We start from the raw sequence: 24,250 nt of genomic DNA, 5'->3' as shown, positions 1-24,250 counted from the left end.
GAAAAAGTTATGTTTACAGGCATTATTGAAAGTCTAGGTAAAGTAGAAAGCTTGCAAAATGTGGGTGGTGATGTGCGTTTGCGTATTGGCACCGACCTCGACATGTCTGATGTGCATTTGGGCGATTCGATTGCCACCAACGGGATCTGCCTGACTGTGATTGAATGGGGTGAAAACTGGTATGCTGCTGACGTTTCACGTGAAAGTCTGAATCGAACTACTTTAGGTACCTGGAAAGTGGGGCAGCCGGTCAATGTGGAAAAAGCCATGTTGCCGACCACCCGTTTTGGCGGACATATCGTCAGTGGTCATGTCGATGCGGTCGGTGAAATCACGCTGGTACGTGAAGATGCCCGTTCCATTTATTATGAGGTAACGGCTCCGGCGGAAATTGCCAAATATCTGGCAGAAAAAGGCTCGGTAACAGTAGATGGCATTAGTCTGACCATTAACCACCTGCGTGGCAATATTATCAGCCTGAACCTGATTCCGCATACTGCAGAACGAACCAATATTGGCACCTGGAAAACCGGCGCCAAAGTGAATCTGGAAGTCGATGTTTTAGCGCGTTATATCGAGCGTTTAATGCTGGGGGATAAAGCTGCTGAAGTCAAAGAACAATCCAAATTAAGCATGGCATTTTTAGCAGAAAATGGCTTCTTGAAGTAAAACATCTTAGAATAGAAAACAGTCTGATTGAAAAGTCAGGCTGTTTTTTTTGTTTTTAGTTTTGATTTTTAATAAGTTATGAAAATAATGTGGTTAAAGTGAGTAGCTGAAGATGCTTGATTTTCTAATGCATATTGAACAATGGTTACCTACTTTGCTGGATCAGTATGGTCTGTGGATTTATGCCATTTTATTTCTGATTATCTTTGCAGAAACCGGTTCCGTATTTATGTTTTTCTTGCCGGGAGACAGCCTGCTGATTGCTATTGGTGCTCTCTGTTCAACCACAGATGTGATTCATTTAAATACCATGGGACTGTTGCTGTTTAGTGCTGCGGTACTGGGTTATATTGTCAATTATTATACCGGGCAGATTTTGGGGTTTAAGTTTTTCCATGAACATTCACGCTACTTAAAACCGGCCTATATCGTAAAAACCAACCATTATTTTACCAAACATGGTGGTAAAACCATTCTGATGGCTCGCTTTGTTCCATTTGTACGTTCATTTGCGCCCTTTGCTGCAGGGGCAGGGCATATGAATCTCTTGAGTTTTATGCTGTATAACGTGGCCGGTGGTTTAATCTGGATTGCGGTATTATTGAGTATAGGCTACGGTGCCGGGAATATACTGGGTCTAGCAGTGGACCTGTTTTAATTTCGGATGCTTTGAGTTTCAGCCTCATTCCATATGCTGAAGTCAAAAAAAAGTCCACCGAAATGGACTTTTTTTTGTCATGGCAACAATATTTAAAAAATACCTGAAGTCGCCATGCTGAAACTCAAGTGCCAGGTTTTTCCGAAGATAAATTAGAGTTCTTTAAAATATAGTCAATTTCTTCCTGACTGGCTTGATGCAACTTGGCGCGAAATACAGTCACCGCTTGCTCAATCAGCGTTTCAGCTTCCAATTCCAGACGCAAACGCAGGCTTTCCAGCTCCGATAATATTTCATGGTCAGCAATCGAGAACATGCCCTTGGCAAAATTCAAGGCCGGGCCTGCAGGGTTCTTGTGATAACGTGCAGTATAGGTTTGCGTTTCGTGCTCTATATTTTGACGTATAAAAGCCAAGGTATGAACCTGCTCGGCAAACTGTCTTTCTTCGTCTAGCTGTAATGCCCGTGCATAAGCCGCCTGTTCGGCACGCTTATTTTCCAGCGACTGTTCCAGGGCACGCTGCTTGCGCAAGCGCGCTTCTTCAATCAGCTGGGCCTTACGTTCGGCATAGGCATGTTCAATCTTTTCATAAGATTGCTGCTGGGCTTCTTTGTCTTTTTCTAGCCACTTCTGAATATTGGTTTCAGGTTTGAGGACATTGCAGACGCGGTGTAGGTCATCAATAAATGCCTGACGAACAGCCTCAGGTACGTTTAACCAGCGCTGTTTAAAATCTTGACCGACATTTAATGCCACCACATCTCTCCTTATTTCCATTGATCGGTTAAAGCTTGAACGTTCGAGGCTCAATACCTAAGCGTCGATATTGTTTAAATTTTTCACGACCCAGTTGTTTTGCCGATTCATTATTTTCGATGATTTCTATAATGTGACTAAATTTATCAATCTGTTCAAGGGCTTGATTGTTAAAATTAAACACAATCCAGTCAGACTCTTGCGGCAGGCGGGATGAAATGCAAATGCTGGCCTGTTCCTGATCAATACCATGCGGAATAAAACTGCAAGGATCAAAACTCCACAACTGTTCATCAAGCTGCTGCTGCAAGTCGGTATTTTCGCAATATAACCAGATCTGTGCCGGCTGTTTCAGAATCTTGCGGCACAAACGGCAAGTGCTTTGCACTTGCCGTTCATTGCTTTTTTCAAACAGGTAAAAGCTGACTTTAGCCATTCGACTGCACGCGATTGGCCAGAAACTGAACCAGTAATGGCACAGGACGACCGGTTGCATTTTTGGCTGTACCTGAGTTCCATGCTGTACCGGCAACATCGAGATGTGCCCAGCGGTATTCACGTGTGAAGCGTTGCAAGAAACAAGCAGCCGTCACAGAACCGGCTTTCGGTCCACCAATATTGGCAATATCGGCAAATGGGGAATCCAGCTGTTCCTGATAGTCTTCAATCACCGGCATGCGCCATACCCGGTCAAATGAAGCCTGGCCTGCAGCGGTAATTTCAGCAGCCAATTCGTCATCCGGGGTAAATAAACCTGACAACACTGAACCTAGGGCCACCACGCAGGCACCGGTCAAGGTTGCAATATCAATCACCAGCGCCGGATTGAAACGCTTGATGTATGTCAGGGTGTCGCATAGTACCAAACGGCCTTCTGCATCGGTATTTAAAATTTCCACCGTTTGTCCACTCATGGTGGTTACGATATCACCTGGACGGGTGGCATGACCTGAAGGCATGTTTTCAGCAGCGGCAATGGCACCGACCACATGAATTGGCAGTTTTGCTTCACATAGCGCACGCATGGTGCCTAGCACTGATGCCGCGCCGCACATGTCAAATTTCATCTCATCCATGCCCAGACCCGGTTTCAGTGAAATACCGCCTGTATCAAAGGTTACGCCTTTACCGACCAGTACCACAGGGGCCTGCTCAGTATGGGCTTTATATTCGAGGGTAATCACACGACCCGGACGGTCTGAACCTTTGCTCACTGCCAAGAAGGCATTCATGCCCAAGTCTGCCATTTGCTGTTCATTAATCACGGTGACTTTTAGTAGGTCCGGATATTGTGCTGCCAAAGCTTGAGCCTGTTCAGCCAGATATTCTGGGAAACAGATATTACCTGGGCGATTGCCTAAATCACGGGCCAAATTTTGACCGGATTGCACTGCATGAATCAGAGATAATTGTTGCGGGTTTAATGTGCTGTTTTCGGCAATCAGATGAATTTCTTCAAGCACAAATTCATTTTTCTTCGATTTGTATTCATCAAATGCGTAACTGGCCTGAGTCAGCGCCAGTGCAAATAAATAATGCTGTTCAGGGGCTAGGGCAGAAATATCAATACTGATCTGTTTGAATTTTTTTTGTGACTCTTTGATAATATTTTGTGCGATTTTTGCTAATTTGGTCGGCTGAATTTCAGCTGCTTTATCTAGGCCAATCAGCGTGGTATTGGTACAGGCAGCCACTTTGCCGATCAGGGTTAAAGATTCGCATAGACTTGCCTTGAATTGTGCAGCTTCGACTAAACTAGTTAAATCATTGATTTGATAAGTGGTCGAGGCCTTTTGCAGCTGTTCGGAATCTACTAATATCAATAAACATGGGCTAGATGCATTCTCTTGGAATGACGTATTAATGGTCAGTTTCATGTGCTGTATTCATGCCTTGGAAAGATTGCAAATCATTAAACCATTGAAACATTTCTATGAATAGGGTTTCAATGCGCAACAACAGTATAGGTTTTATATTTTCACCATTCGGGTAAACTAGCGCTAGTTTTATTTGTTTCTTTTTTGGGAAGAATTAATTTGATTATTCGGCGTTATCTGGTCAAGCAAGTGCTGTCTACCTCCCTGGTGGTCATTGCTTTATTGACCTTAATCATGATGGGTGGTCGGCTGATCAAGTTTTTTGGTGTGGCGGCACAAGGTCGTTTAGATACCAGTATTTTGTTTAGCATTATTGGTTATCGACTGCCAGAATTTTTAACATTAATTCTTCCGCTCGGCTTTTTCATTGGTCTGATGCTGGTGTTTGGCCGTCTCTACGTCGATCATGAAATGGCAGTCATGAATGGTAGTGGCATCAGCCGTAATCAGTTGGGACGTTTGCTGATTCCACTGACTGTGGTTTTTCTTGCGGTTCAAACAGTATTGATGGTGTGGATGTCACCTTGGGGACTGCGTCACTTTGAAGAACTGATCACCAATCAGGCGGTGAGAACCGGTTTCGATTTGGTCCGCCCCAAAGAGTTTATTTCCTCTGGTCCTTATACCATTTATGCAGGGGATTTGTCGGAAGATCGTCACAATTTAAAAGATGTGTTTTTCTATCAGCGTGCTGAAAAACCGGGAAAACCTGATGTCATGATTTTGGCGAAGGAAGCCACCCGTGTAGAAGTGGCTAATGAAACGGCCAGTATTGTGGATTTGGTAGAAGGGCGCCGTTATGAAATTTTCCCGGGAACACCTAAATATACACAAGCAGAGTTTCAATCTTATCGTTTACGTTTAGAAAGTGATCAAGAAGCAAAATTTGAAAGTGCTGAAGTGGAAGCCTTACCAATTGCCAAACTTTGGAACAATCGCAATGATCCTGTCGTTGTGAGTGAATTGGGCTGGCGTCTCTTCGTACCCTTTTCCATTGTGGTTGCCTTAATGTTGGCGGTTGCACTGTGTGAAGTAAGCCCACGTCAGGGACGTTATTTAAAACTGTTCCCGGCCTTACTGATTTTTGCCAGTCTGATTGTGGCCCTGATGGCAGTCAAAACACGCATTAGTAAAGATGAAATGGGCATCTGGGCCTATCCTTTGGTGTTGCTGGCCTATGCTGTTGCCGCAGCACTGTTTTCACGGAAACAGAAACTGGCACCCAAAATCAAGAAACGAATTCAGCAGGTGAGGTCTTAAAATGTTAGCACGTCGAATAGTCGCCAAACATGTGACCAAAACCACGGCACTTGCCATGCTGGGTGCAACCGCAGTGCTCTCTGTTTTACAGGTGCTGTTCACCTATTTGGGTGAATTGGGTTCGCTGAACGAAAACTATGGGGCCTGGCAGGCATTTCTCTATGTATTATGGGGTGCACCGCGTTATCTCTATGAGATTTTGCCGATCTCTGCCCTGATTGGGGCTGTGCTGGGTTTAGGTACTCTGGCTTCCAATAGTGAGCTGGTGGTGATGCGCTCGGTGGGCATCAGCCTGTGGCGTATTGTGGGCTGGGTGATTCGTTCAGCGCTGATTCTGGTGGTGTTATCCTTTGTCTTAAGTGAATGGGTGATTCCGTATACCAATGAACAGGCCAAAAGTGTCAAAGATCAACGTAGCGCCAGTGCATTGGGTGAGGTGAGGGGCTACTGGACCCGTGAAGGCCAGCGTTTTATTTACATTGATTATGCCAATGCACAAGGCCAGCTTCAGCGTGTTCAGGTGGTCGACTTTGATGACAATTATTATCTGAAAGGTGTACTGAATGCAGAACAGGGCCAGTTCATTAAAGATGGTGACTGGAAGCTGCAGCAGGCAACCCAGATGGATATTCTGCCACAAGGCAATTCTACTCTGCTACAGAGCGCACAGCTACCGCTGGCTTTAGCCCTACAACCGAAATATGTGCATATGGTCACCATTGACCCGGAAGATTTATCTCCAAGTCAGCTGGTGAGTTTCATGAGCTATATGCGTGAATATAGCCAGGTGCCGAAAACCTACCAGCTGGCATTCTGGCAAAAAGTCGGTTCGCCATTTGCCCTGATTGCCTTGGTGCTGATTGCCTGTTCCTTTATTTTTGGTCCCTTACGTCAACAGTCGATGGGTTTCCGTCTGGTCATTGCCTTGTTTACTGGCTTGGGATTCTTCTATCTGCAGGACTTTCTGGGCTATGCCAGTCTGGTCTATTCACCTTCACCGGCATGGTTTGTGTTTGTGCCGATTGTGCTGATGCTGCTGGTCGGTGGTTATTTACTGCGCCGTGCACGTTAAACTGCTCCGACAGTGATAAAAACAATGTGCATGATCAGCTTTAGTCATGATCTGCACATAGAGTCTTGACCGAAAATTCGGTAAGATATGACGATGAAATTGTAAACAAAAGAGTGTTCATTATGACGGATGCAACTGCTGGCAAAATCCCTCACGTATTGGTAATCATGGATGGTGTGGGTCATCGCGAAGCGGTCGAAGACAATGCTTTCCTGGCAGCAAAACGACCAAATTTAACTGCTATGCAACAAAAGCATCCACATGGTTTGATTTCAGGTTCAGGTGAAGATGTCGGCCTGCCTGATGGTCAAATGGGCAACTCTGAAGTGGGTCATATGAACCTGGGTGCAGGTCGTGTGCTGTATCAGGATTTCACTCGCATTACCAAAGACATCCGTAGCGGTGCTTTTTTTGAGCATGAAGTGCTGGTCGATGCCGTTGAAAAAGCCAAAGCCGCAAATGGAGCAGTCCATATTTTGGGCTTGCTGTCGCAAGGTGGCGTGCATTCACATGAAGACCATATTGTAGCCATGGCTGAACTGGCACTGAAACGTGGTGCAAAAGTTTATCTGCATGCTTTCCTGGATGGTCGTGATACACCGCCTAAAAGCGCACAGCCATCTCTAGAAAAACTCGATGCATTGTTTGCCCAATATCCGGGTCAAGGTCGTATTGCAACCCTGATCGGCCGTTACTTTGCCATGGACCGTGACAATCGTTGGGATCGTGTAGAACAGGCCTACCGTCTGTTGACTGAAGGTGAAGCAGTACGTACCGCTGCAACAGCCGTTGAAGGTCTGGAACAAGCTTATGCAGCTGAAGAAAGTGATGAGTTTGTCAAAGCCACCCGTATTGGTGAGGCGGCGAAAATTCAGGATGGTGACAGTGTGGTGTTCATGAATTTCCGTGCCGACCGTGCGCGTGAAATCACCAAAGCCTTTGTGGAAAAAGACTTTGCAGGTTTTGAACGTAAAGTGGTTCCAAACCTGTCTAAATTTGTGATGCTCACCCGTTACCAGGCGACCATTGATGCACCTGTGGCCTATATGCCTGAAGCGCTGAAAAACTCGATTGGCGAGTATTTATCAAATCTGGGTAAAACCCAGCTGCGTATTGCCGAAACAGAAAAATATGCCCATGTGACTTTCTTCTTCAGTGGTGGTCGTGAAGATGAATACCCGGGTGAAAAGCGCATTCTGATTCCATCTCCAAGTGTTGCCACTTATGACCTGAAACCGGAAATGAGTGCTTTCGAAGTGACTGATGAACTGGTTGCTGCGATTAATTCAGGTGAATATGACTTATTGGTAGTGAACTATGCCAATGGTGATATGGTGGGGCATACCGGTGTATTCGATGCCGCAGTGAAAGCAGTGGAAGCAGTGGATACATGCCTCGGTCGTGTCTATGAAGCGGTGATGGCACAAAAAGGTCATATGCTGATTACTGCCGATCATGGTAATGTAGAGCAAATGCAGGACTACCAAAGTGGTCAGGTACATACACAACATACCACTGAACTGGTTCCGTTTATTTATGTCGGCCCAACTTCTGCCACCATTGCTGAAGGTGGTGTACTTGCAGATGTCGCACCGACATTGTTGAACCTCATGCAAATTCCTGTACCTGAAGAAATGAAAGGTCGTAATTTGATTACTTTAAAATCATAAAAAATTTCGTATAAACAGGTGGATGGATGGCTTTACAGCGCTGGAAAAAGGTTGTCATTTTAACAACGTTATTCATGTGTGTGAGCCATTCCGCTTTTGCTGCGGTAAAAGGCAAGGTACAGCCTGTTTTAGATTTTGATGATGAAGCTGAACAGAACTATGCTGAAGTTCCGGTGGAATCGATTCAGCAGTTCGTGCAGATTTATAGCATTGTCAAAGAAAATTATGTCGATGAAAAAAATGACGAAGCCTTATTTCAACAAGCGATTAAAGGTTTGGTGAGCGGGCTAGATCGTTATTCCCGTTATTTAAGTCCAGAAGAATATAAGCAGTTATTACAATACACTGAAGGGGATATCGCCTCTGTCGACTTTGAACTGACCTATGATCCGCAATTGCATCAATGGGTCATTCAAGGCTTAAAGGAAAATGCGGATTCAACCAAGCAAGGTTTGCGCAATGGAGTCAGTGTATTCAAGATTGATGATCAGGAACTGAAAAAATTCAATCATGATCAGGTGAATAGCCTACTGAATGGTTCGATTGGTTCGACCTTAAGTTTACAGCTGGCACAAAATAGCAAGCCACTGATTTTAGTCCGTAATAAAAAAATAGAAACCGATATTCAGGCAACCTTATTGCATAATCAGGTGCTGGTGATCAAGGTCAGGGTTTTTCAGCAAGATACAGCCAATGAAATCAAACGCCTGATTGAAGAGTATTCTTCTTCACGCTTGAAAACGGTGTTATTGGATTTAAGAAATAACCCGGGTGGATTATTGTCCGCTGCGGTTGAATCGGCTGATCTGTTTTTGAACCAGGGAATCATTGTTTCAACCAAAAGCCGTTCCGAAGGCGACCAGCAGTTTCAGGCCTTGCCCAGTTTCGAATTTCAGAATTTAAAGTTGGGTATTTTAATCAATAACCGTTCTGCCTCTGCCGCTGAAGTCTTTACTGCCGCGATGAAAGATCATGGCCGTGCTTGGGTGATCGGGGATAAGAGTTACGGAAAAGGGGTGGTACAAAAACTATTCCCACTTTCCAACGGTGCAGCTTTACAGATGACGGTATCGCATTACTACACTCCTAAAGGGCAGATGATTGAAGGGGTAGGTATTCAGCCCAATCAACACTATCTGCAACATGAAATGAAAGAAGAAAACTATCTAGAACATGTTGCAGAGATCATTTTAACTCATAAATAAAACGGCCTAATCCTTAAAAAATGGTCTAGTCCTCGTCGGTATCTAAACCAAATTTTTTCAGTCGATAACGCAAGGAACGGAAAGACATGCCCAGTTTCTTGGCAGCCAGTGTTCTGTTCCAATGGGTTAAATTTAATGCATTGAGTAAAATATCTTTTTCAATATTTTCCAGATAAAGCTCCAAACCTTCATCGGGTAATTTCTTGGAAGATATCACGATGTCACTGCGCAAGCTGTGCTGGCCTTCCGTTACCTCTGGCACTGCTACAGTAGGGTAGCGTAAAGGTGCGCTTTGCAGGTGTTGCAAATCGATTCTTTCATCATCGCTTAAGGTAATGGCGCGTTCAATAATATTGCGCAGTTCGCGGACATTGCCGGGATAATACTGACTCAATAAAAAGGTTTTCGCACGATCAGTCAGCTGTTTTTGCGGAATATCCCATTCCTGACTAATTTTCTGAATAAAGTGATGGGCCAATAAAATAATATCGTCACCGCGGTCACGTAGTGGAGGCAAGACCAGATCCATGACATGGATACGGAAGAACAAGTCCTGTCTAAAGCGGCCTTGCTGAACCAGAGCTTCCAGATCCTGATGGCTGGCACTAATCACGCGGAAATCGACATCAATTTCACAGTCCGAACCGACTGGACGAATGCGTTTTTCCTGTACGGCACGCAGCAGTTTAACCTGCATGTTTAAAGGCAGTTCGGCAATTTCATCCAGAAACAGACTGCCGCCGTGAGCAGATTGAATCAGCCCCTGTTTGTCCTGAGTGGCGCCGGTAAAGCTGCCTTTTTTATGCCCGAACAGTTCGCTTTCCATCAATTCAGTCGGAATGGCGCCGCAGTTAATGGCAATAAAAGGTCCTTCATTGCGGTTACTCAGGCGATGCACCAGATTGGCAATGACTTCTTTTCCTGTTCCGGATTCACCGGTAATAAAAACAGGTGCCTGAGAGCGGGCAATTTTATTTAAGGTCACCCGTAACTGTTGAATTGGCAGTGACTGTCCAATTAACAGTTTTTGCTCCAGGCTATCTTCCTTGATCTGCAAATGTTCTTGTGGTTTGTTAAAGGCTTTTTGCAGGAGCTGCTCCAGATGCTTCTGATTCACGGGTTTGCTGACAAAATCGAAGGCACCAGCTTTGAGTGCTGCGATGGCGATTTCCATATTGCCATATGCCGTCAGTACCGCCACGGGTACGGATGGAAAGTGCTGGTTAATCCATTCCACCAGTTGCAGTCCATTGCCGTCCGGTAAATTTAAATCGGTTAGACAGGCATCATAGCGGTATTCAGACAAGAATTTTTTGGCCTGTTCCAGACGATAGGCAATATGGGTTTTAATTCCAATACGAGATAACGACATTTGCATGAGGGTACACAAATCTTCCTCATCATCCACCAATAAGACAAGTGGTTGTTGTTCCACAATACACCCCAGCAATTTTCATTTATAAAGCAACTTGCAGGCATTCTATCCGAAAGCATGCTCCCTGTTCTTGTTTTACATAGTTCAGTTTTGCCTGATTGGCTTCACAAAAACTATGTGATAAGTACAATCCTAAACCTGTTCCTGTGATTTCGGTACTAAAAAAAGGTTGAAATAAATAAGCCAAATCCTTGGATGCAACGCCCGCGCCAAAATCACGAACATCAATACGCACATTGTTGTCATGTAAGTAAACATTCAACTCGATATGTGAATGCTCGGGTGCATTATGTCGAATGGCATTGCGAATCAGGTTAATCAGCACTTGACGAAGTTGTGCCTCGTCAAAATGCACAAAAATTTTACTTTGAACAGTATATTTAATTTGGGGCGCAATATCAGCCAAATCTTCCAGAATTAGTAGGGGAATAAACTGTTTCAACTCAATGGTTGAGGGGTGGGTTTCTTTATTGCGCACCATATTCAGCGTGTCTTGTACAATCCGGTCAATACGCTGTGTCTGCTTGGCAATCATTCGGCTCAATACCGCCTGTTGATGCGGGTCGCTATCACTCAAAAGTTCATTAGCCTGAACAATCGCGGCTAAAGGATTGCGAATTTCATGAGCAATACTGGCGGACAGTTGCCCGAGTGCCGCGAGTTTTAATTGTTGTACGCGTTGATTGAGCTTGGTGGCATCCTGCAATACCAATAATGTCAGGGTTTGTTGTGGCACCATGAGTTTTTGCACTTCAATATGCATATGATAATGGCTGAGCTGTGACTCAAACTGAAATTTTTCCCCATCCCGCAGTTGATCAAATTTAAGCAATTCAAATAAATCCGGCTGGGCCTTGTATAAGGGATATTTGTCATAGGCATAGAGCGGAGGAATGCCTAAAATCAGGCAGGCAGCAGGATTGCTCAGCACAATATGACAATTTTCATCTAAAACCAGATACCCCAGTTCGATCTGTTCCAGAATATAGCGATTCAGGTTTTGCAGCCGGTTTAATTCCAAAGACTGCGAAAAATTTAAATTTTCAAGCAGTTGAAAGCGTTTTACTGCAATTTGCCCACTGCTATACACCACTAAAAACAGAAAAGCCAAGATCGCACTGTTGCCAATATTATTCAGTGAAGAAAAATCAAAAATACTGCCTAAAAAAAGCTGATAAATCACACTGATCACGGCAATCAGGGTAATGATCAAAGCCTTTTGGGCATCGAGTAATAACGAGGCCGCGAAGATGGTAATCACAAACAGCAAACTCAATTGCAGGTTCGGGCCATCTACCGCGAGGGTGAGCAAGCTTAAAGCAATGACATCGACAACAAATAACAGCGGGAGTTGCTGGGCAGTTTTAAAGCGTATGCTTTTGAGTATGATTAACTGGATAAAACTTGCCGATACGTAGCCGATTAGCACGTAAAGATAAAGCTGCGGATAGTGATAATCGAGGTTTAAGCGCTGATACGTGAGTAAGAAAATCAGCAGAAGACTGGTCGCAATAATGAGTCTATAGGTGCTATACCAAATACCTAAATGATATTGGTTAAACTCTAAATTATGGGTATTTTGCGTCATGCAAGTCTTCTAGCAAGCCAAAGGGCCTTAAGGTTTAATCAGGCCATAGCGAATGGCCAGATGAGTCAATTTGACATCACTATCCAGATTCAGCTTTTCGAAGATGCGGTAGCGGTAAGTATTCACCGTTTTAACACTGACAAAAAGTTTATCGGCAATTTCCTGGGCACTAATACAATTGACCACCATCATTGCGACCTGCATTTCACGTTCCGACAAGACATCGAAAGGAGATTGCTGAGTGTCGGAAAGGTAAGAACTGGCCAGTTGTTCGGCAATGTCGGCACTGAAATATTTTCCGCCTTGCATGACCTTGTTGATGGCACGCACCATTTCGGAAACCGGTGCACCTTTGGTGATATAGCCTTTTGCCCCGGCTTTCAGTAATAAGGAAGGATAGGGTTCCTCCGCCAGACCACTGACGGCCAGTACTTTGGTTTCAGGGGCTGTTTGCAATAGGCGTCGGGTGGTTTCTACCCCGCCAATACCCGGCATGTTGACATCTAGCAAAACGACATTCGGATGATGATGACGGACTAAGTTAATCGCTTCTTCACCAGATTCAGCCTGACCAATCACTTGAACATCCGCATGGTCTTCGAGCATACGGCAAATTCCGGTACGTACCAATTCATGGTCATCTACCACTAAAACTGTGATCACCTAGTTCTCCCTCATCTCAAAAAAATGCATTTTTTTGTTACATAAAGCAAAATAAGCTTGCAATGAAATGACAAAATTAGCAATCCTATTCTTTATCTTTCCATTAAATGTTATACACAATGTTGTGAGTAACAAAAAGTGTTCATATTTGTGTTTAAATGTAAGCATTTTTGAGGGAATATACAAATGTATATTGCCTTCTTGAGTTGAGTAAATCACCGTGAAAAATTCGAAAAAATCTTTAATGCATGTGCTAGGCATATCGATTCTGCTAGGCATAAGTTCAACCAGTTTTGCTGAGCTGGTGATGGATGCGTCTAAAGGGGCGGGACAAGCGACGTTAAACTGGTCCTCTGAAGATGTGAGTCAATTATTAAACGGTGATGCTTCAGCTGAAGAAGTTTCTCCACAAGGTTCAACAAAAGTAACCACTTCTGTACGCAATTCAAATGGAGTGGCGCCTCATTCTGCACCTAAAACGGTACAGATTTTAAATAATTCCAACTATGGCAACCAGCCTTCGGTTAATGCCCGTGCTGCTTTGGTGATGGACGGCCAAACAGGTGAGGTTTTATACAGTAAAAATAGTAATACTGCCTTTCCAATTGCCTCTCTAACCAAGCTGATGACTGCTGTGGTCATTGCTGATGCGCGTTTAAACATGTCTGAGACAATTACCTTGCAGCAGGCTGACTTTTCTTGTTCAGGCTGTAAGAGTTCAAGCTCAACGCTCCGTGCGGGTGATAGCATGAATCGCGCTGAAGCTTTACTGTTTGCTTTAATGAAGTCTGAGAATCCGGCTGCTTCTGCATTGGCACGTACTTATCCAGGGGGACGTTCGGCTTTCATCGCAGCGATGAACAAAAAAGCCAAAGCACTTGGAATGAATTCAACCCATTATCTGGAGTCAACAGGTTTGAACCCGGGCAATGTGTCTTCAGCACGTGACCTTGGTATTTTGGTCAATACTGCATCGCAATATGGTTTGATTCGCCAGTTCTCGACCACTCCAAGCTATGATTTTAACCTTGGTTACCGGGTATTGAAATCGAACAATACCAATGCGTTAGTACGTAATGGTGGCTGGAATATCAATATTTCCAAAACCGGTTATATCAATGAAGCAGGACGTTGTGTAGCCATGCATACCACTTTAAATAACCGTCCGGCTGTGGTTGTACTGCTTGGAGCAGATTCTTCTGCTGCACGTACCAATGATGCCACCCGTTTAATGACTTGGGTTAGCCAGTTACCCAAGCGTATTTAAGGCTGAATTTGGAGAAGTCTTCAAATCTACTCAACATTTGAATGCTTCTAAATGAAAAAACCCTGCGATCGCAGGGTTTTTTTTCTTCGGTCTAAATATGCATTACATATTAGAAAGAATAGAGTCTTTCACTTGATCCATAGAGGCATCGATAGACAACATCACGGCATCAGAACATTGTTTGATGGCAGTGTCAGGGTCTTTCAGGCCATTACCGGTTACTGTACATACGATGACAGAACCTTCAGCAATTTTACCTGCCTTAATGTCACGAATCGCACCACCGATAGACGCTGCAGAAGCAGGTTCTACGAATACACCTTCATACATAGAAAGTAAGCGTTGCGCTTCCAAGATTTCAGTATCGGTCAGTTCATCGAACCAGCCTTTTGAATCACGTACAACCGCTTTGGCATGATTCCAGCTTTGTGGGTTACCAATACGGATGGCTGTAGCAATTGTTTCAGGGTTTTCAACTGGTGCACCACGCAGGAACGGCGCAGCGCCAGATGCCTGGTAACCGACCATGGTTGGCAAGCCTTCAGGTTTAGGACCGGTGAACTGATCAGTTGCAGCATCATAAACCACCTGTTCAAACTGCTCTTTAGGCTGGTTGGCAACAGCTTCGGTATAACCCATCCAGTGAGCCGTGATGTTACCTGCATTACCCACTGGCAAGCAGTGGTAATCAGGCGCACGACCTAACTCATCCACGATTTCATAAGCAATGGTTTTTTGACCTTGCAAACGGTAAGGGTTGATTGAGTTTACAATCGTCACAGGTGCTTGGTCAGCCACTTCTTTGACCAGACGCATACCGTCGTCGAAGTTACCGCGGATTTGCATGGTGACAGCACCATACATCATCGCTTGTGCCATTTTGCCCATGGCAATTTTGCCTTCTGGAATGAGCACAAATGCTTTGATACCAGCACGGGCAGCATAAGCGGCTGCAGCAGCAGAAGTGTTACCGGTAGAAGCACAGATAATCGCTTTAGAGCCTTCTTCAACTGCTTTAGTAACCGCCATGGTCATACCACGGTCTTTAAATGAACCAGTCGGGTTTAAGCCCTCGTACTTCACATAAATTTCAACATTTTTGCCAATAATGCGTGGAATGTTCTCAAGCTTGATCAGTGGCGTATTCCCTTCGCCTAAAGAGATTGCGCGAGTAGTTGCAGACACTGGTAAACGGTCGCGATAGCGGTCAACTAAACCAGTATAACGATTGGCATTAGACATGATGATGTTCCAATTGTGTGTAGAGCTTGGCAAGGGGAATACTCCCCTCAACCCGATTAATTATCAAGCGATTCTAAACGAATTCGTACAATTTCGCCATGAATGACGGGCAATGCTTGAATTTGCTGAAGGGCTTCATCCATTTTTGATTCCTTGACTGGATCAGTCAGAATCACGATAGGAATAAGGTCTTTTAAGCGCGGCTGTTGCATGATCGCGTCAATGCTAATACCGGCACGGCTTAAAATGGTGGTGACATCTGCCAGAACACCTGTTTGATCTTCGGCATTAATGCGGATGTAATAGCCCGTGGTCATTTCTTCACGCGGCAGAATTGGCAAATCTGTCAAAGCTTCAAAAGCCAGCTGTGGAATGGTTCCGGCACCATCTTCTGTGTAAATAATATCACGGACAATATCCACGATGTCTGCAACTACCGCAGAAGCAGTAGGGCCAGCACCTGCACCTGCGCCGTAATACAGTGTTGGACCAACCGCATTGGCTTGAACCAAGACTGCATTTTTCACGCCATTAACATTGGCAATCAGTTGATCATCTGGAATTAAAGTAGGATGAACACGTAATTCAATACCCGATGCAGCACGACGGGCAATTCCCAGGTGCTTGATACGGAAGCCCAGATCTTCGGCATATTTCACGTCTTGAGCAGTCACTTTGCTGATGCCTTCAGTAAATACCTTGTCGAACTGTAGCGGAATACCAAAGGCACATGAAGCCAGAATCGTCAGTTTATGTGCAGCATCAATGCCTTCAACGTCAAAGGTTGGATCTGCTTCGGCATAACCCAGCTCTTGAGCTTCTTTCAGCACGTCTGCAAAAGCACGACCTTTTTCACGCATTTCACTTAAAATGAAGTTGCCTGTACCGTTGATGATGCCTGCTAGCCATTCAATCTTGTTGGCAGCCAAACCTTCACGAATGACTTTAATAATTGGAATACCACCAGCAACGGCAGCTTCATAGGCAATTTGCACGGCATGGTCTTCGGCTGCTTTAAACAGCTCATTGCCATGTTCAGCCAGCAGGGCCTTGTTAGCCGTTACAATGTGCTTGCCGTGTTTCATCGCTTCCATGATGACTTCATAAGCAGGGTGAATGCCGCCCATGACTTCTACCACCACATCGACATCCGGTTGACGAACAATATCGAGCAGATCAGCACTTTGCTTTACTGAAGCGGGTAAATCCAGATCGGGACGTGGGCGACGTGTACCCACATGGGTAATTTGGATTTCTCGACCGGTGCGACGTTTTATCTCAGCAGCATTTTCTTTTAGTAGTTTAAGGGCACCACCACCCACAGTACCAAGACCGAGGATTGCCAGACGAACTGGTTTCACGTCACACTCCAAATATGTATTCAACTTTAAGCGAATCTAGATCATAGCTAAAAAAACGGCCAGACTCTAGGGCAGAAATCACTTTATCTCTACCTATTAAATTTAGTAGATGAACTGATAAAAATTAGTTATTTAAACGCTCTACCAATTCTTCAGGCGAGAGATATCCACCTAGGTAAACGCCCTCGCTGTTATAAATGGCCGGAGTGCCGTTGACGCCCATATTCAGCCCCAGCTGATATTGATCTCTGACCGGATTCTTACAGGTCGCTGGAGCAAGCGGTGCTCCGGCAATCGCCTGATCAAAAGCCGCCTGACGGTCTTTACTACACCATACGCTTTCCATGGCTGGCATGAACTGTTCGCCACGTGGCCAAGCGATATAGCGTACTTCGATGCCCTTGGCATTAATTTCGCTCATATGCTCATGCAATTTATGGCAATACGGGCAACTGGCATCGGTAAACACATACACGACATGTTTGGTTTTACCTTGTGCTTTATAAACCAGCAAATCTTCGACTTTTAAGTTAGCCAGCAGCTTTTTATTGGCTTCAGATTGCAGGTTTTCACTGACATTGTGAATTTTATTGTCACCTAAACGCAGCACATCACCCTGAATAATGTATTTGCCGTCGGCAGTGGCATAGACAGACGACATGCCTTCCAGGTTAACCCAATACAGGTTAGGAACTTCGGTTGCCTTGATATTTAAAATTTTGGCATTGATATTGGCTTTCTTGAAGTGCTGCTGCAGCGTGTTTACCAGACGTTGCTGTGCATTGCGTTCTGAAAGGTTCGAGGCCTGGCCGGTGGCAGGGGCACTCGCGGTTAAGGTATTTTGCTTTTTTTCATCGTTATTTGCATTGGAACAGGCAGTAATGGCTAAGCTGCTGGCCAAAGTACAGGCCAGAAAAACTTTTGAACGGGTAAATGACATAAATAACCCTTTTTGTAGGTATAAAAACAGGTGCCTAAGCATAACAAAAAAGCGTCTTGCTGGTTAAACTTCTTGGTCTTAGATGTCGGATATCAAAAATTAGGCACGCGGGTGATAAGTGGCATGCAATTGCTGCATGCGAACCTGAGCCACGTGGGTATAAATTTGAGTGGTGGATAAATCACTATGCCCGAGCAGCATCTGGACCACACGCAAGTCGGCACCATGATTGAGTAAATGGGTGGCAAAGGCATGACGTAGGGTATGCGGCGAAAGTTCGGTTTGAATCCCGGCCTGCAAGGCATAACGTTTAATGGCATACCAGAAATTTTGCCGGCTCATGATGCCGCCATGCTGGGTTAAAAAGACATAGTCGGTAGCAGTTTTATATAAATGGGAACGCGCTTCATTAAGATACTTTTCAATCCATTCGCAAGCGACTTGTCCCAAAGGCACCAGACGCTCCTTGTTACCTTTACCGACAATGCGCAAATAACCTTGTTTTAAATTAATCAGTTCCAGTCTTAAATTGAGTAATTCAGATACCCGCAGGCCGCAGGCATAGAGGACTTCAAACATGGCCCGGTCGCGTAAGCCCAGTGCTGTATTGATGTCGGGAGCGTTAATGAGGGCTTCAACATCGGCTTCAGATAAATCTTTAGGCAAGGCCCGGCCAATCTTAGGCGTTTTATGGGTTGCAACAGGATTATCGCTACGTAATTTTTGTTCACGTAAAAATTTATAAAAGGATCTGAGTGCAGAAAGTGAGCGGGCAATCGAGCGCGGACTTTTGCCCTGTTTGGTCAAATTCAATAAAACATCGGAGATGTCATCACTATTCCAGTCTGGCATTGAAACCGCATGACATTCACTACATTGAATTAAATCAGATAGATAAGCATTACGCGTATGCGGACTGACGGTTTGAGCAATTAAATAATCTCGAAACCCCTGTAAAAAACTTAAATGTTCAGGAATATTTACCGGTGCAGGAATACGAGGCTTTTTATTGAGCATGTCACTTCTACATTGAATGAAAAATCCAAGTTTTTCTTGGTGTTGATCAATGTAGACCAATTTTTTTGCAATGTCGAACGCTACAGACAAGATGAGAATTGGAATCAAACCTTACTTGGTAATTATTCTCATTTGTTTGTATACTGTAGCAAATATTTTAGGATTAGATGCGGTGCGATTATCTGATTTGAAAGTGAAACAAACGGCCATCATTCGCAAAGTCAACCGTACTTTGAATGGTGATACAGCTCAGACTGATCTGGTGGCGAGTCGTTTGGAAACTTTGGGCTTTGTACCGGGAACAAAAGTTCAGGTCATTACCAAAGGTATTTTTGGTGGTGATCCTATCCTGATACAGGTGGGGTTTACCCGTTTCGCACTGCGCAAAGTTGAAGCTGAAAAAATTGAAATTGAAGAGGGGATCACTGCATGAGTGATGCGCTACGTATTGCCCTTGTAGGTAACCCGAACTGCGGTAAAACATCATTATTCAACCATTTAACCGGAACACGGCAGAAGGTTGGTAACTATGCTGGGGTCACGGTTGAACGTAAAGTAGGGCAGTTTATTTTACCTTCGGCTCGTGCGGTTCGTGTACTGGATTTACCTGGGACCTATAGTCTGAATGCCACTAGTCCGGACGAAGCCATTACCCGCGATGTGGTGCAAGGCAAAATTGCAGAAGAAGGTCAGCAAGATGCCTTTCTATGTGTAGTCGATGCAACTAACCTAAAATTGCATCTCGGTTTGGTTCTGGAAATGATTGAGCTGGGCCGTCCGATTTTACTGGTCTTAAACATGATGGACGAAGCACGCCGCCGTGGCATGCAGATCAACACGCAAAAACTATCGCAACGTTTAGGCATTCCTGTGGTAGAAACCGTTGCAGTACGTAATGCAGGGATTGAAAACCTGATGGGTGCACTGGATGCGGAAACGTTTAGAACGCCCAATGCTGAACTGAGTGATGTCAAAATTTCGGGTTCAAATCATGAAAAAATTGCTCAGCTGCTAAAAGATGTGGTGGTTTTTGTTGACCATGAAGACAAACGCTCTGATTTTCTGGACAAGATATTTTTACATCCGGTGGGGGGGCTGGTCAGTCTGGCCCTGATGATGTTCATCGTGTTCCAGGCGGTATTTGCCTGGGCTGCACCATTCATGGATGGCATTGAACGCTTTTTTGGCTGGCTGGGTGAAGTGGTCAGTGCACAGATTTCTCATCCCTTACTCAACAGTCTGGTGGTGGATGGCATTATCGCCGGTGCCGGTGGTGTGGTGGTGTTTCTGCCCCAGATTTTAATCCTGTTCTTTTTCATTTTGGTGCTGGAAGAATCGGGTTACCTACCGCGTGCGGCATTTTTGCTGGATAAGCTGATGTTTAAAGCCGGTCTTTCAGGTCGTGCTTTTATTCCGCTATTGTCCAGCTTTGCCTGTGCGGTGCCGGGCATTATGGCAACCCGCAGCATCAGTGATCCGCGTGACCGTTTAACCACGATTTTTGTGGCACCGTTGATGACCTGCTCGGCCCGTTTGCCGGTCTATGCCTTGCTGATTGCCGCTTTCATTCCGGAAAAAATGGTTTGGGGTATATTCAATTTACAGGGTTTGGTGCTGTTTGGCTTATATATGGCCGGGATTGTTAGTGCCTTGATTGTGGCGACCGTGCTGAAATTTTTCCAGAAAGACAAGTCACAGCATATGTTATTAATGGAGTTGCCAAGCTACCGTTTTCCTGATGTCAAAAGCGTTTGGATTGGTCTCCTGGATCGCGCCAAAATCTTCCTGAAACGTGTCGGTGGCATCATCTTCGCCCTGTCCATTTTACTGTGGTTCCTGTGTACATTCCCGCAAGCGCCGGACGGTGCAACTGCCCCGGCAATTGATTATTCCTTTGCCGGAATGCTGGGTCATGTGATGCAGCCAATTTTTGCCCCACTGGGCTTTAACTGGCAAATCTGTATTGCTTTAATTCCTGCAATGGCGGCTCGTGAAGTGGTGGTGGCTGCATTGGGTACCGTATATGCACTTTCTGCGGTAGATGAAGATGCCATGTCACAGGGTCTGGCTTCTATTATCGGTAGCACAGGTGAATTGGGCTGGTCATTGGCGACAGGTTTGTCATTGCTGGTGTGGTTTATCTATGCACCGCACTGTCTGGCCACGCTGGCGACGGTGCGCCGCGAAACGGGGTCGTGGAAAACCATGTCTTTCATGACCCTGTACCTGTTTGGTCTGGCATATCTGATGTCATTCCTGACCTATCAAATTGCTTCACATTACTTTGGATAGTGTGATTTAAGGCTGTGAAAGGAGACTGAAATGATTGAAATTCTGATTGTGGCTGCTTTGGTCCTTTGGAGTGCTGTCGTGGTGTTTAAGAAAGTTTTTCCCAGAACATTAAATTCAGCCTTCACGGCATTGTCCAAGCACTGTGAAAAGCAGGGTTGGGCAGCTTTGGCAAAGTGGTTAAAACCGGCGATGGTTTCAGGTTGCGGAGGAAGCTGTGGCTGTGCTGCAAATCCCGACCCGGTTCAGAAAAAACCTGAAGTGCAAGCGGTAAAATGGAAATAACTTTCAGGTCATATTTCCATCTTCAATAAGAATTTTGCAAAACCGTCATTTTTATGACGGTTTTTTTACGCGCTGACACAAAAAAGCCGAGATAAAGTCAAAACAGAAAAAGCATTCAAAACAGCAAAGTGCTAACATTTTGTCAGTTTTAAAAACAGACCATAAAATGGGGCAAAAATGTTAATACAGCGTGGTGGATTAAAAGTTGTTGCAGGACTCGGAATTTCAGGTGTTGCAGCAGTCAATTTCTTACATGAACATGGCTACCGCGTTGCAGTAACAGATTCTCGAAAGACACCTCCCGGACATGATCAGATTCCTGCCGATGTTCAGACCAGTTTTGGTCAGCTTGATCAAGATCTGTTATTACAAGCTGAAGAAATTGTGATTAGTCCGGGGCTTGATCCAAAGATTGCAGAAATTCAGGCAGCGATTGCCCAAGGCATTCCGGTAATCAGTGAAATTCAGGTTTTGCGCCGTGCCACCGATAAACCGATTGTTGCAATTACCGGTTCAAATGCCAAAAGTACCGTAACGACTCTGATTGGCCTAATGGCTAAAGATGCCGGCAAGAAAGTGGCGGTAGGCGGTAACCTGGGTCGTCCTGCACTGGATTTAACCAAAGATGACCCTGAACTGTATATTCTGGAATTGTCCAGCTTCCAGTTGGAAACTACCTCCAATTTAAATGCCGAAGTGGCAGTGGTACTGAACATGAGTGAAGATCATCTTGATCGTCATGGCGATATGTTTGGTTATCACACTGCAAAACATCGTATTTTCCAGGGCGTGAAAAAAGTCGTGTTTAACCGTGATGATTCACTTACTCGTCCACTGGTTCCAGATACGACACCCATGCAGAGCTTTGGCCTGAATGCACCGGATTTAAATCAGTACGGCATCTTAAAAGAAGATAATGGCACGATCTGGCTGGCACGTGGTCGTGAACGCCTGTTAAAAAGCACAGACATGTACATTCAAGGTACGCATAATGTAGCCAATGCCTTGGCTTGCCTGGCTTTGGGTGAAGCGATCGGTTTGCCGCTGGACAGCATGCTGGAAACGCTGAAAACCTTTAAAGGCCTAGAGCATCGCTGTGAATTTGTTAAAGAAGTCAATGGTGTTCGTTATTATAACGACTCTAAAGGCACCAATATTGGCGCAACCTTGGCTGCCATTGATGGTTTGGGGGCTGCAATTGAGCCGCAACAGGGGAAAGTGGCAATCATCCTGGGTGGTCAAGGTAAAGGTCAGGATTTCACTGCTTTACGTGAGTCTTTAAGCAAATATGCCAAAGTCGCGGTGTTAATTGGTGAAGACCGTCCGATTATTGAAGCCGCCATTGAAGGAACCACGACATTGCTTCATGCCGAATCTTTAAAAGAAGCGGTGGAATTATGCCAGCAACATACCCAAGCCCATGATGTGGTGTTATTGTCACCTGCATGTGCAAGTTTTGATATGTTTAAAGGTTATAGTGAACGTGGACACCAGTTTGTTGAATGTGTGAACACACTTGCTTAGAAGAACGATAAGGAAAGTTGTATGGCTGGGTTAGCTCAGACGACCATAAATAAAATTAATCAGGTCTACAATCAGTGGGGAGCGAAAATTCCCGCTGAAGTTACGCCACGTAATGTGCTGATTTTTTGTGTCATTGCCTTGCTTTGTATCGGTTCAATCATGGTGGCATCGGCATCGATGCCCTATGCCGACCGCTTACATGAAAATGCATTTCATTATGTAATCCGACACGGCATTTCCATTTTTGTGGCAGGTGTAGCTGCATTTCTGGCTTATAAAGTATCGCTGAATGTTTGGTTTAACAATACCTTTCCCCTGTGGATTATGACCATTCTGCTGCTGGCGGTGGTATTGGTTGCTGGCACCGAAGTCAACGGTTCCACCCGCTGGATTCGTATAGCCGGTTTTACCTTGCAGGCCTCGGAAGTGGCCAAGGTCATGATGGCCATCTTTACTGCGGATTATGTGGTACGACGGGCAAAAGAGGTGCGAAGCAGTGCATCCGGCCTATACCGCTTGGTCGGCGTGATGATCATCACTGTAGGCTTAATCCTGCTGGAACCCGATCTGGGTGCGACTGCGGTGATTGTCCTGATGATTTTAGGCGTTTTCTTCCTGGCTGGCGCGCCGCCGATTCAGTTTATTTTCTTCCTGATCGCGATTATCTTTGCTTTGGCCGCCGCAATTATCTTTGAGCCTTACCGTTTACAGCGTGCCTTATCATTTACCAATCCTTGGGCTGACCCCTTGGGCACCGGCTATCAGTTGTCTAATGCACTGATGGCCTTTGGTCGGGGTGAATGGATGGGAGTCGGACTGGGTCATAGTATCCAGAAAATGTCTTATCTGCCTGAAGCGCATACTGACTTTATGCTGGCGATTTTAGGTGAGGAATTCGGCTTTTTCGGTATCAGTACCGTATTGATTCTTTCCTTCATGATGGTGGTCTGCTGTATCAAGATTGGACATCGTGCCTTACAGTATCAATACTTGCGTGCAGGTTATCTGGCCTATGGCATCAGTATTATTTTCTTGCTGCAAATCCTGGTGAATGCCGGGATGAATATGGGCATGTTACCGACCAAAGGTTTGACCTTGCCGTTTATCAGTTATGGCGGTTCATCGTTAATTATGTGTGCAGTGATGATCAGCCTGATTTTGAAAATTGATGCCACGACACAAAAAGCCAATCCAAGCAAAGAAGAATCAAGCTTCTAGCGTTGATTCGGACGATCAGTCTGGTTGAGCATGGATTAATACGGTGCTCGGCATTTCCGTTCCACAATGCAAGCATTGCACAAATTCTCCTTTCGCCTTGGAAAGGGGAATCAGTGGGATAAAAAATATAGAAAAATAATTGCCTTGCTGTTTCAATTCATAAGCGCTATGCGTTCTGCATACCGGGCATAGAAACTGATTTTTCTCGACTACTTTGGTTTTAGGGTCAATACCAAAGATAAAAAACATTTTA

At 44.9% G+C, this 24,250-nt stretch carries 23 protein-coding genes; 12 read left to right on the top strand and 11 right to left on the bottom strand.

Going from position 1 to position 24,250, the window contains the following annotated elements; translation table 11 throughout:
* Nucleotides 1–9 precede the first annotated feature (9 nt).
* The gene (locus tag ABJ384_RS13615; RefSeq protein WP_180080833.1) at nt 10–669 is read left to right on the top strand and encodes a riboflavin synthase; all 660 of its coding nucleotides are present in this window, start codon (nt 10–12) and stop codon (nt 667–669) included.
* A gap of 112 nt (nt 670–781) precedes the next feature.
* Nucleotides 782–1,327 carry a VTT domain-containing protein gene (locus tag ABJ384_RS13610; RefSeq protein WP_086195168.1) on the top strand — a complete coding sequence of 182 codons (546 nt, stop codon included), beginning with the start codon at nt 782–784 and terminating at the stop codon, nt 1,325–1,327.
* Between the two features lie 124 nt (nt 1,328–1,451).
* Here the strand turns inward: ABJ384_RS13610 and ABJ384_RS13605 are convergent, their stop codons facing one another.
* Genes ABJ384_RS13605 through ABJ384_RS13595 form a run of 3 tightly spaced genes read right to left on the bottom strand, consistent with a single transcriptional unit; the run spans nt 1,452 to nt 3,961 of the window.
* Complete coding sequence (locus tag ABJ384_RS13605) at nt 1,452–2,087, bottom strand: hypothetical protein (protein WP_349927960.1); 636 nt, start codon at nt 2,085–2,087, stop codon at nt 1,452–1,454.
* Nucleotides 2,088–2,112: 25 nt separating this feature from the next.
* Nucleotides 2,113–2,520: a DNA polymerase III subunit chi gene (locus tag ABJ384_RS13600; protein ID WP_349927958.1), complete on the bottom strand. Its 408-nt coding sequence runs from the start codon at nt 2,518–2,520 to the stop codon at nt 2,113–2,115.
* On the bottom strand, nt 2,513–3,961 hold the full coding sequence (locus ABJ384_RS13595; RefSeq protein ID WP_349927956.1) for a leucyl aminopeptidase: 1,449 nt from the start codon (nt 3,959–3,961) through the stop codon (nt 2,513–2,515). Before ABJ384_RS13595 ends, ABJ384_RS13600 begins: the two co-directional genes overlap by 8 nt.
* A gap of 159 nt (nt 3,962–4,120) precedes the next feature.
* Here ABJ384_RS13595 and lptF point away from each other — a divergent pair, with 159 nt between their 5' ends.
* The 4 genes from lptF to ABJ384_RS13575 all read left to right on the top strand — a co-directional run bounded on the left by lptF (nt 4,121) and on the right by ABJ384_RS13575 (nt 9,168).
* A complete protein-coding gene (lptF, locus tag ABJ384_RS13590) occupies nt 4,121–5,221 on the top strand; it encodes an LPS export ABC transporter permease LptF (protein WP_349927954.1) in 1,101 nt (366 codons plus the stop codon).
* Nucleotide 5,222: 1 nt separating this feature from the next.
* Complete coding sequence (lptG, locus tag ABJ384_RS13585; protein WP_349927952.1) at nt 5,223–6,293, top strand: LPS export ABC transporter permease LptG; 1,071 nt, start codon at nt 5,223–5,225, stop codon at nt 6,291–6,293.
* 122 nt (nt 6,294–6,415) lie between these two features.
* Nucleotides 6,416–7,963 carry a 2,3-bisphosphoglycerate-independent phosphoglycerate mutase gene (gpmI, locus tag ABJ384_RS13580; RefSeq protein WP_349927950.1) on the top strand — a complete coding sequence of 516 codons (1,548 nt, stop codon included), beginning with the start codon at nt 6,416–6,418 and terminating at the stop codon, nt 7,961–7,963.
* A 26-nt stretch (nt 7,964–7,989) separates the two neighbouring features.
* Nucleotides 7,990–9,168, top strand: a complete 1,179-nt coding sequence (locus ABJ384_RS13575; RefSeq protein WP_349927948.1) for a S41 family peptidase — start codon at nt 7,990–7,992, stop codon at nt 9,166–9,168.
* Nucleotides 9,169–9,193: 25 nt separating this feature from the next.
* On the opposite strand, the gene ABJ384_RS13570 is transcribed toward ABJ384_RS13575, so the two are convergent.
* From ABJ384_RS13570 to ABJ384_RS13560, 3 genes are read right to left on the bottom strand one after another with little or no spacing between them, the layout of a single operon-like run.
* Nucleotides 9,194–10,606, bottom strand: coding sequence for a sigma-54 dependent transcriptional regulator (locus ABJ384_RS13570; RefSeq protein WP_349929754.1), 1,413 nt, complete (start codon nt 10,604–10,606; stop codon nt 9,194–9,196).
* Nucleotides 10,607–10,625: 19 nt separating this feature from the next.
* On the bottom strand, nt 10,626–12,191 hold the full coding sequence (locus tag ABJ384_RS13565; RefSeq protein ID WP_349927946.1) for an ATP-binding protein: 1,566 nt from the start codon (nt 12,189–12,191) through the stop codon (nt 10,626–10,628).
* 27 nt (nt 12,192–12,218) lie between these two features.
* Nucleotides 12,219–12,854, bottom strand: a complete 636-nt coding sequence (locus ABJ384_RS13560; RefSeq protein ID WP_349927944.1) for a response regulator — start codon at nt 12,852–12,854, stop codon at nt 12,219–12,221.
* Between the two features lie 220 nt (nt 12,855–13,074).
* Between ABJ384_RS13560 and ABJ384_RS13555 the strand changes: the two genes are divergently transcribed.
* Complete coding sequence (locus tag ABJ384_RS13555; protein WP_349927942.1) at nt 13,075–14,121, top strand: serine hydrolase; 1,047 nt, start codon at nt 13,075–13,077, stop codon at nt 14,119–14,121.
* A gap of 102 nt (nt 14,122–14,223) precedes the next feature.
* On the opposite strand, the gene thrC is transcribed toward ABJ384_RS13555, so the two are convergent.
* The 4 genes from thrC to xerD all read right to left on the bottom strand — a co-directional run bounded on the left by thrC (nt 14,224) and on the right by xerD (nt 18,681).
* Entirely contained in the window at nt 14,224–15,363 is a 1,140-nt protein-coding gene (gene thrC / locus ABJ384_RS13550; protein WP_349927940.1) for a threonine synthase, read from the bottom strand.
* Nucleotides 15,364–15,419: 56 nt separating this feature from the next.
* On the bottom strand, nt 15,420–16,724 hold the full coding sequence (locus ABJ384_RS13545; RefSeq protein ID WP_349927938.1) for a homoserine dehydrogenase: 1,305 nt from the start codon (nt 16,722–16,724) through the stop codon (nt 15,420–15,422).
* A gap of 124 nt (nt 16,725–16,848) precedes the next feature.
* Entirely contained in the window at nt 16,849–17,664 is an 816-nt protein-coding gene (locus ABJ384_RS13540; protein WP_349927936.1) for a DsbC family protein, read from the bottom strand.
* Between the two features lie 99 nt (nt 17,665–17,763).
* Nucleotides 17,764–18,681: a site-specific tyrosine recombinase XerD gene (xerD, locus tag ABJ384_RS13535; protein WP_086195418.1), complete on the bottom strand. Its 918-nt coding sequence runs from the start codon at nt 18,679–18,681 to the stop codon at nt 17,764–17,766.
* A gap of 172 nt (nt 18,682–18,853) precedes the next feature.
* On the opposite strand from xerD, the gene ABJ384_RS13530 reads away from it, so the two are divergent.
* From ABJ384_RS13530 to ftsW, 5 genes are all read left to right on the top strand, one after another.
* Nucleotides 18,854–19,114 carry a FeoA family protein gene (locus ABJ384_RS13530; protein ID WP_086195419.1) on the top strand — a complete coding sequence of 87 codons (261 nt, stop codon included), beginning with the start codon at nt 18,854–18,856 and terminating at the stop codon, nt 19,112–19,114.
* On the top strand, nt 19,111–20,973 hold the full coding sequence (locus ABJ384_RS13525; RefSeq protein WP_349927933.1) for a ferrous iron transporter B: 1,863 nt from the start codon (nt 19,111–19,113) through the stop codon (nt 20,971–20,973). The genes ABJ384_RS13530 and ABJ384_RS13525 overlap by 4 nt, the downstream gene beginning before the upstream one ends.
* A gap of 30 nt (nt 20,974–21,003) precedes the next feature.
* A complete protein-coding gene (locus ABJ384_RS13520) occupies nt 21,004–21,255 on the top strand; it encodes a DUF6587 family protein (protein WP_349927931.1) in 252 nt (83 codons plus the stop codon).
* 177 nt (nt 21,256–21,432) lie between these two features.
* Nucleotides 21,433–22,779 carry a UDP-N-acetylmuramoyl-L-alanine--D-glutamate ligase gene (gene murD / locus ABJ384_RS13515; RefSeq protein WP_349927929.1) on the top strand — a complete coding sequence of 449 codons (1,347 nt, stop codon included), beginning with the start codon at nt 21,433–21,435 and terminating at the stop codon, nt 22,777–22,779.
* Nucleotides 22,780–22,800: 21 nt separating this feature from the next.
* Nucleotides 22,801–23,997 carry a putative lipid II flippase FtsW gene (gene ftsW / locus ABJ384_RS13510; protein WP_349927927.1) on the top strand — a complete coding sequence of 399 codons (1,197 nt, stop codon included), beginning with the start codon at nt 22,801–22,803 and terminating at the stop codon, nt 23,995–23,997.
* Nucleotides 23,998–24,012: 15 nt separating this feature from the next.
* On the opposite strand, the gene ABJ384_RS13505 is transcribed toward ftsW, so the two are convergent.
* The gene (locus ABJ384_RS13505; protein ID WP_349927925.1) at nt 24,013–24,246 is read right to left on the bottom strand and encodes a zinc-ribbon domain-containing protein; all 234 of its coding nucleotides are present in this window, start codon (nt 24,244–24,246) and stop codon (nt 24,013–24,015) included.
* Nucleotides 24,247–24,250: the final 4 nt, after the last annotated feature.

This window comes from Acinetobacter sp. A1-4-2 (genome assembly GCF_040233925.1).
GTDB lineage: Bacteria > Pseudomonadota > Gammaproteobacteria > Pseudomonadales > Moraxellaceae > Acinetobacter.
This window is presented reverse-complemented; position numbering and strand designations above follow the sequence as displayed.

Excerpts from the sequence above, each read along its gene's own strand:
- ABJ384_RS13615 (WP_180080833.1), top strand. The coding sequence starts at position 10 with ATGTTTACAGGCATTATTGAAAGTCTAGGTAAAGTAGAAAGCTTGCAA.
- ABJ384_RS13610 (WP_086195168.1), top strand. The coding sequence starts at position 782 with ATGCTTGATTTTCTAATGCATATTGAACAATGGTTACCTACTTTGCTG.
- ABJ384_RS13600 (WP_349927958.1), bottom strand. The coding sequence starts at position 2,520 with ATGGCTAAAGTCAGCTTTTACCTGTTTGAAAAAAGCAATGAACGGCAA.
- ABJ384_RS13595 (WP_349927956.1), bottom strand. The coding sequence starts at position 3,961 with ATGAAACTGACCATTAATACGTCATTCCAAGAGAATGCATCTAGCCCA.
- lptG (WP_349927952.1), top strand. The coding sequence starts at position 5,223 with ATGTTAGCACGTCGAATAGTCGCCAAACATGTGACCAAAACCACGGCA.
- gpmI (WP_349927950.1), top strand. The coding sequence starts at position 6,416 with ATGACGGATGCAACTGCTGGCAAAATCCCTCACGTATTGGTAATCATG.
- ABJ384_RS13575 (WP_349927948.1), top strand. The coding sequence starts at position 7,990 with ATGGCTTTACAGCGCTGGAAAAAGGTTGTCATTTTAACAACGTTATTC.
- ABJ384_RS13565 (WP_349927946.1), bottom strand. The coding sequence starts at position 12,191 with ATGACGCAAAATACCCATAATTTAGAGTTTAACCAATATCATTTAGGT.
- thrC (WP_349927940.1), bottom strand. The coding sequence starts at position 15,363 with ATGTCTAATGCCAATCGTTATACTGGTTTAGTTGACCGCTATCGCGAC.
- ABJ384_RS13540 (WP_349927936.1), bottom strand. The coding sequence starts at position 17,664 with ATGTCATTTACCCGTTCAAAAGTTTTTCTGGCCTGTACTTTGGCCAGC.
- xerD (WP_086195418.1), bottom strand. The coding sequence starts at position 18,681 with ATGCTCAATAAAAAGCCTCGTATTCCTGCACCGGTAAATATTCCTGAA.
- ABJ384_RS13525 (WP_349927933.1), top strand. The coding sequence starts at position 19,111 with ATGAGTGATGCGCTACGTATTGCCCTTGTAGGTAACCCGAACTGCGGT.
- ABJ384_RS13520 (WP_349927931.1), top strand. The coding sequence starts at position 21,004 with ATGATTGAAATTCTGATTGTGGCTGCTTTGGTCCTTTGGAGTGCTGTC.
- murD (WP_349927929.1), top strand. The coding sequence starts at position 21,433 with ATGTTAATACAGCGTGGTGGATTAAAAGTTGTTGCAGGACTCGGAATT.
- ftsW (WP_349927927.1), top strand. The coding sequence starts at position 22,801 with ATGGCTGGGTTAGCTCAGACGACCATAAATAAAATTAATCAGGTCTAC.
- ABJ384_RS13505 (WP_349927925.1), bottom strand. The coding sequence starts at position 24,246 with ATGTTTTTTATCTTTGGTATTGACCCTAAAACCAAAGTAGTCGAGAAA.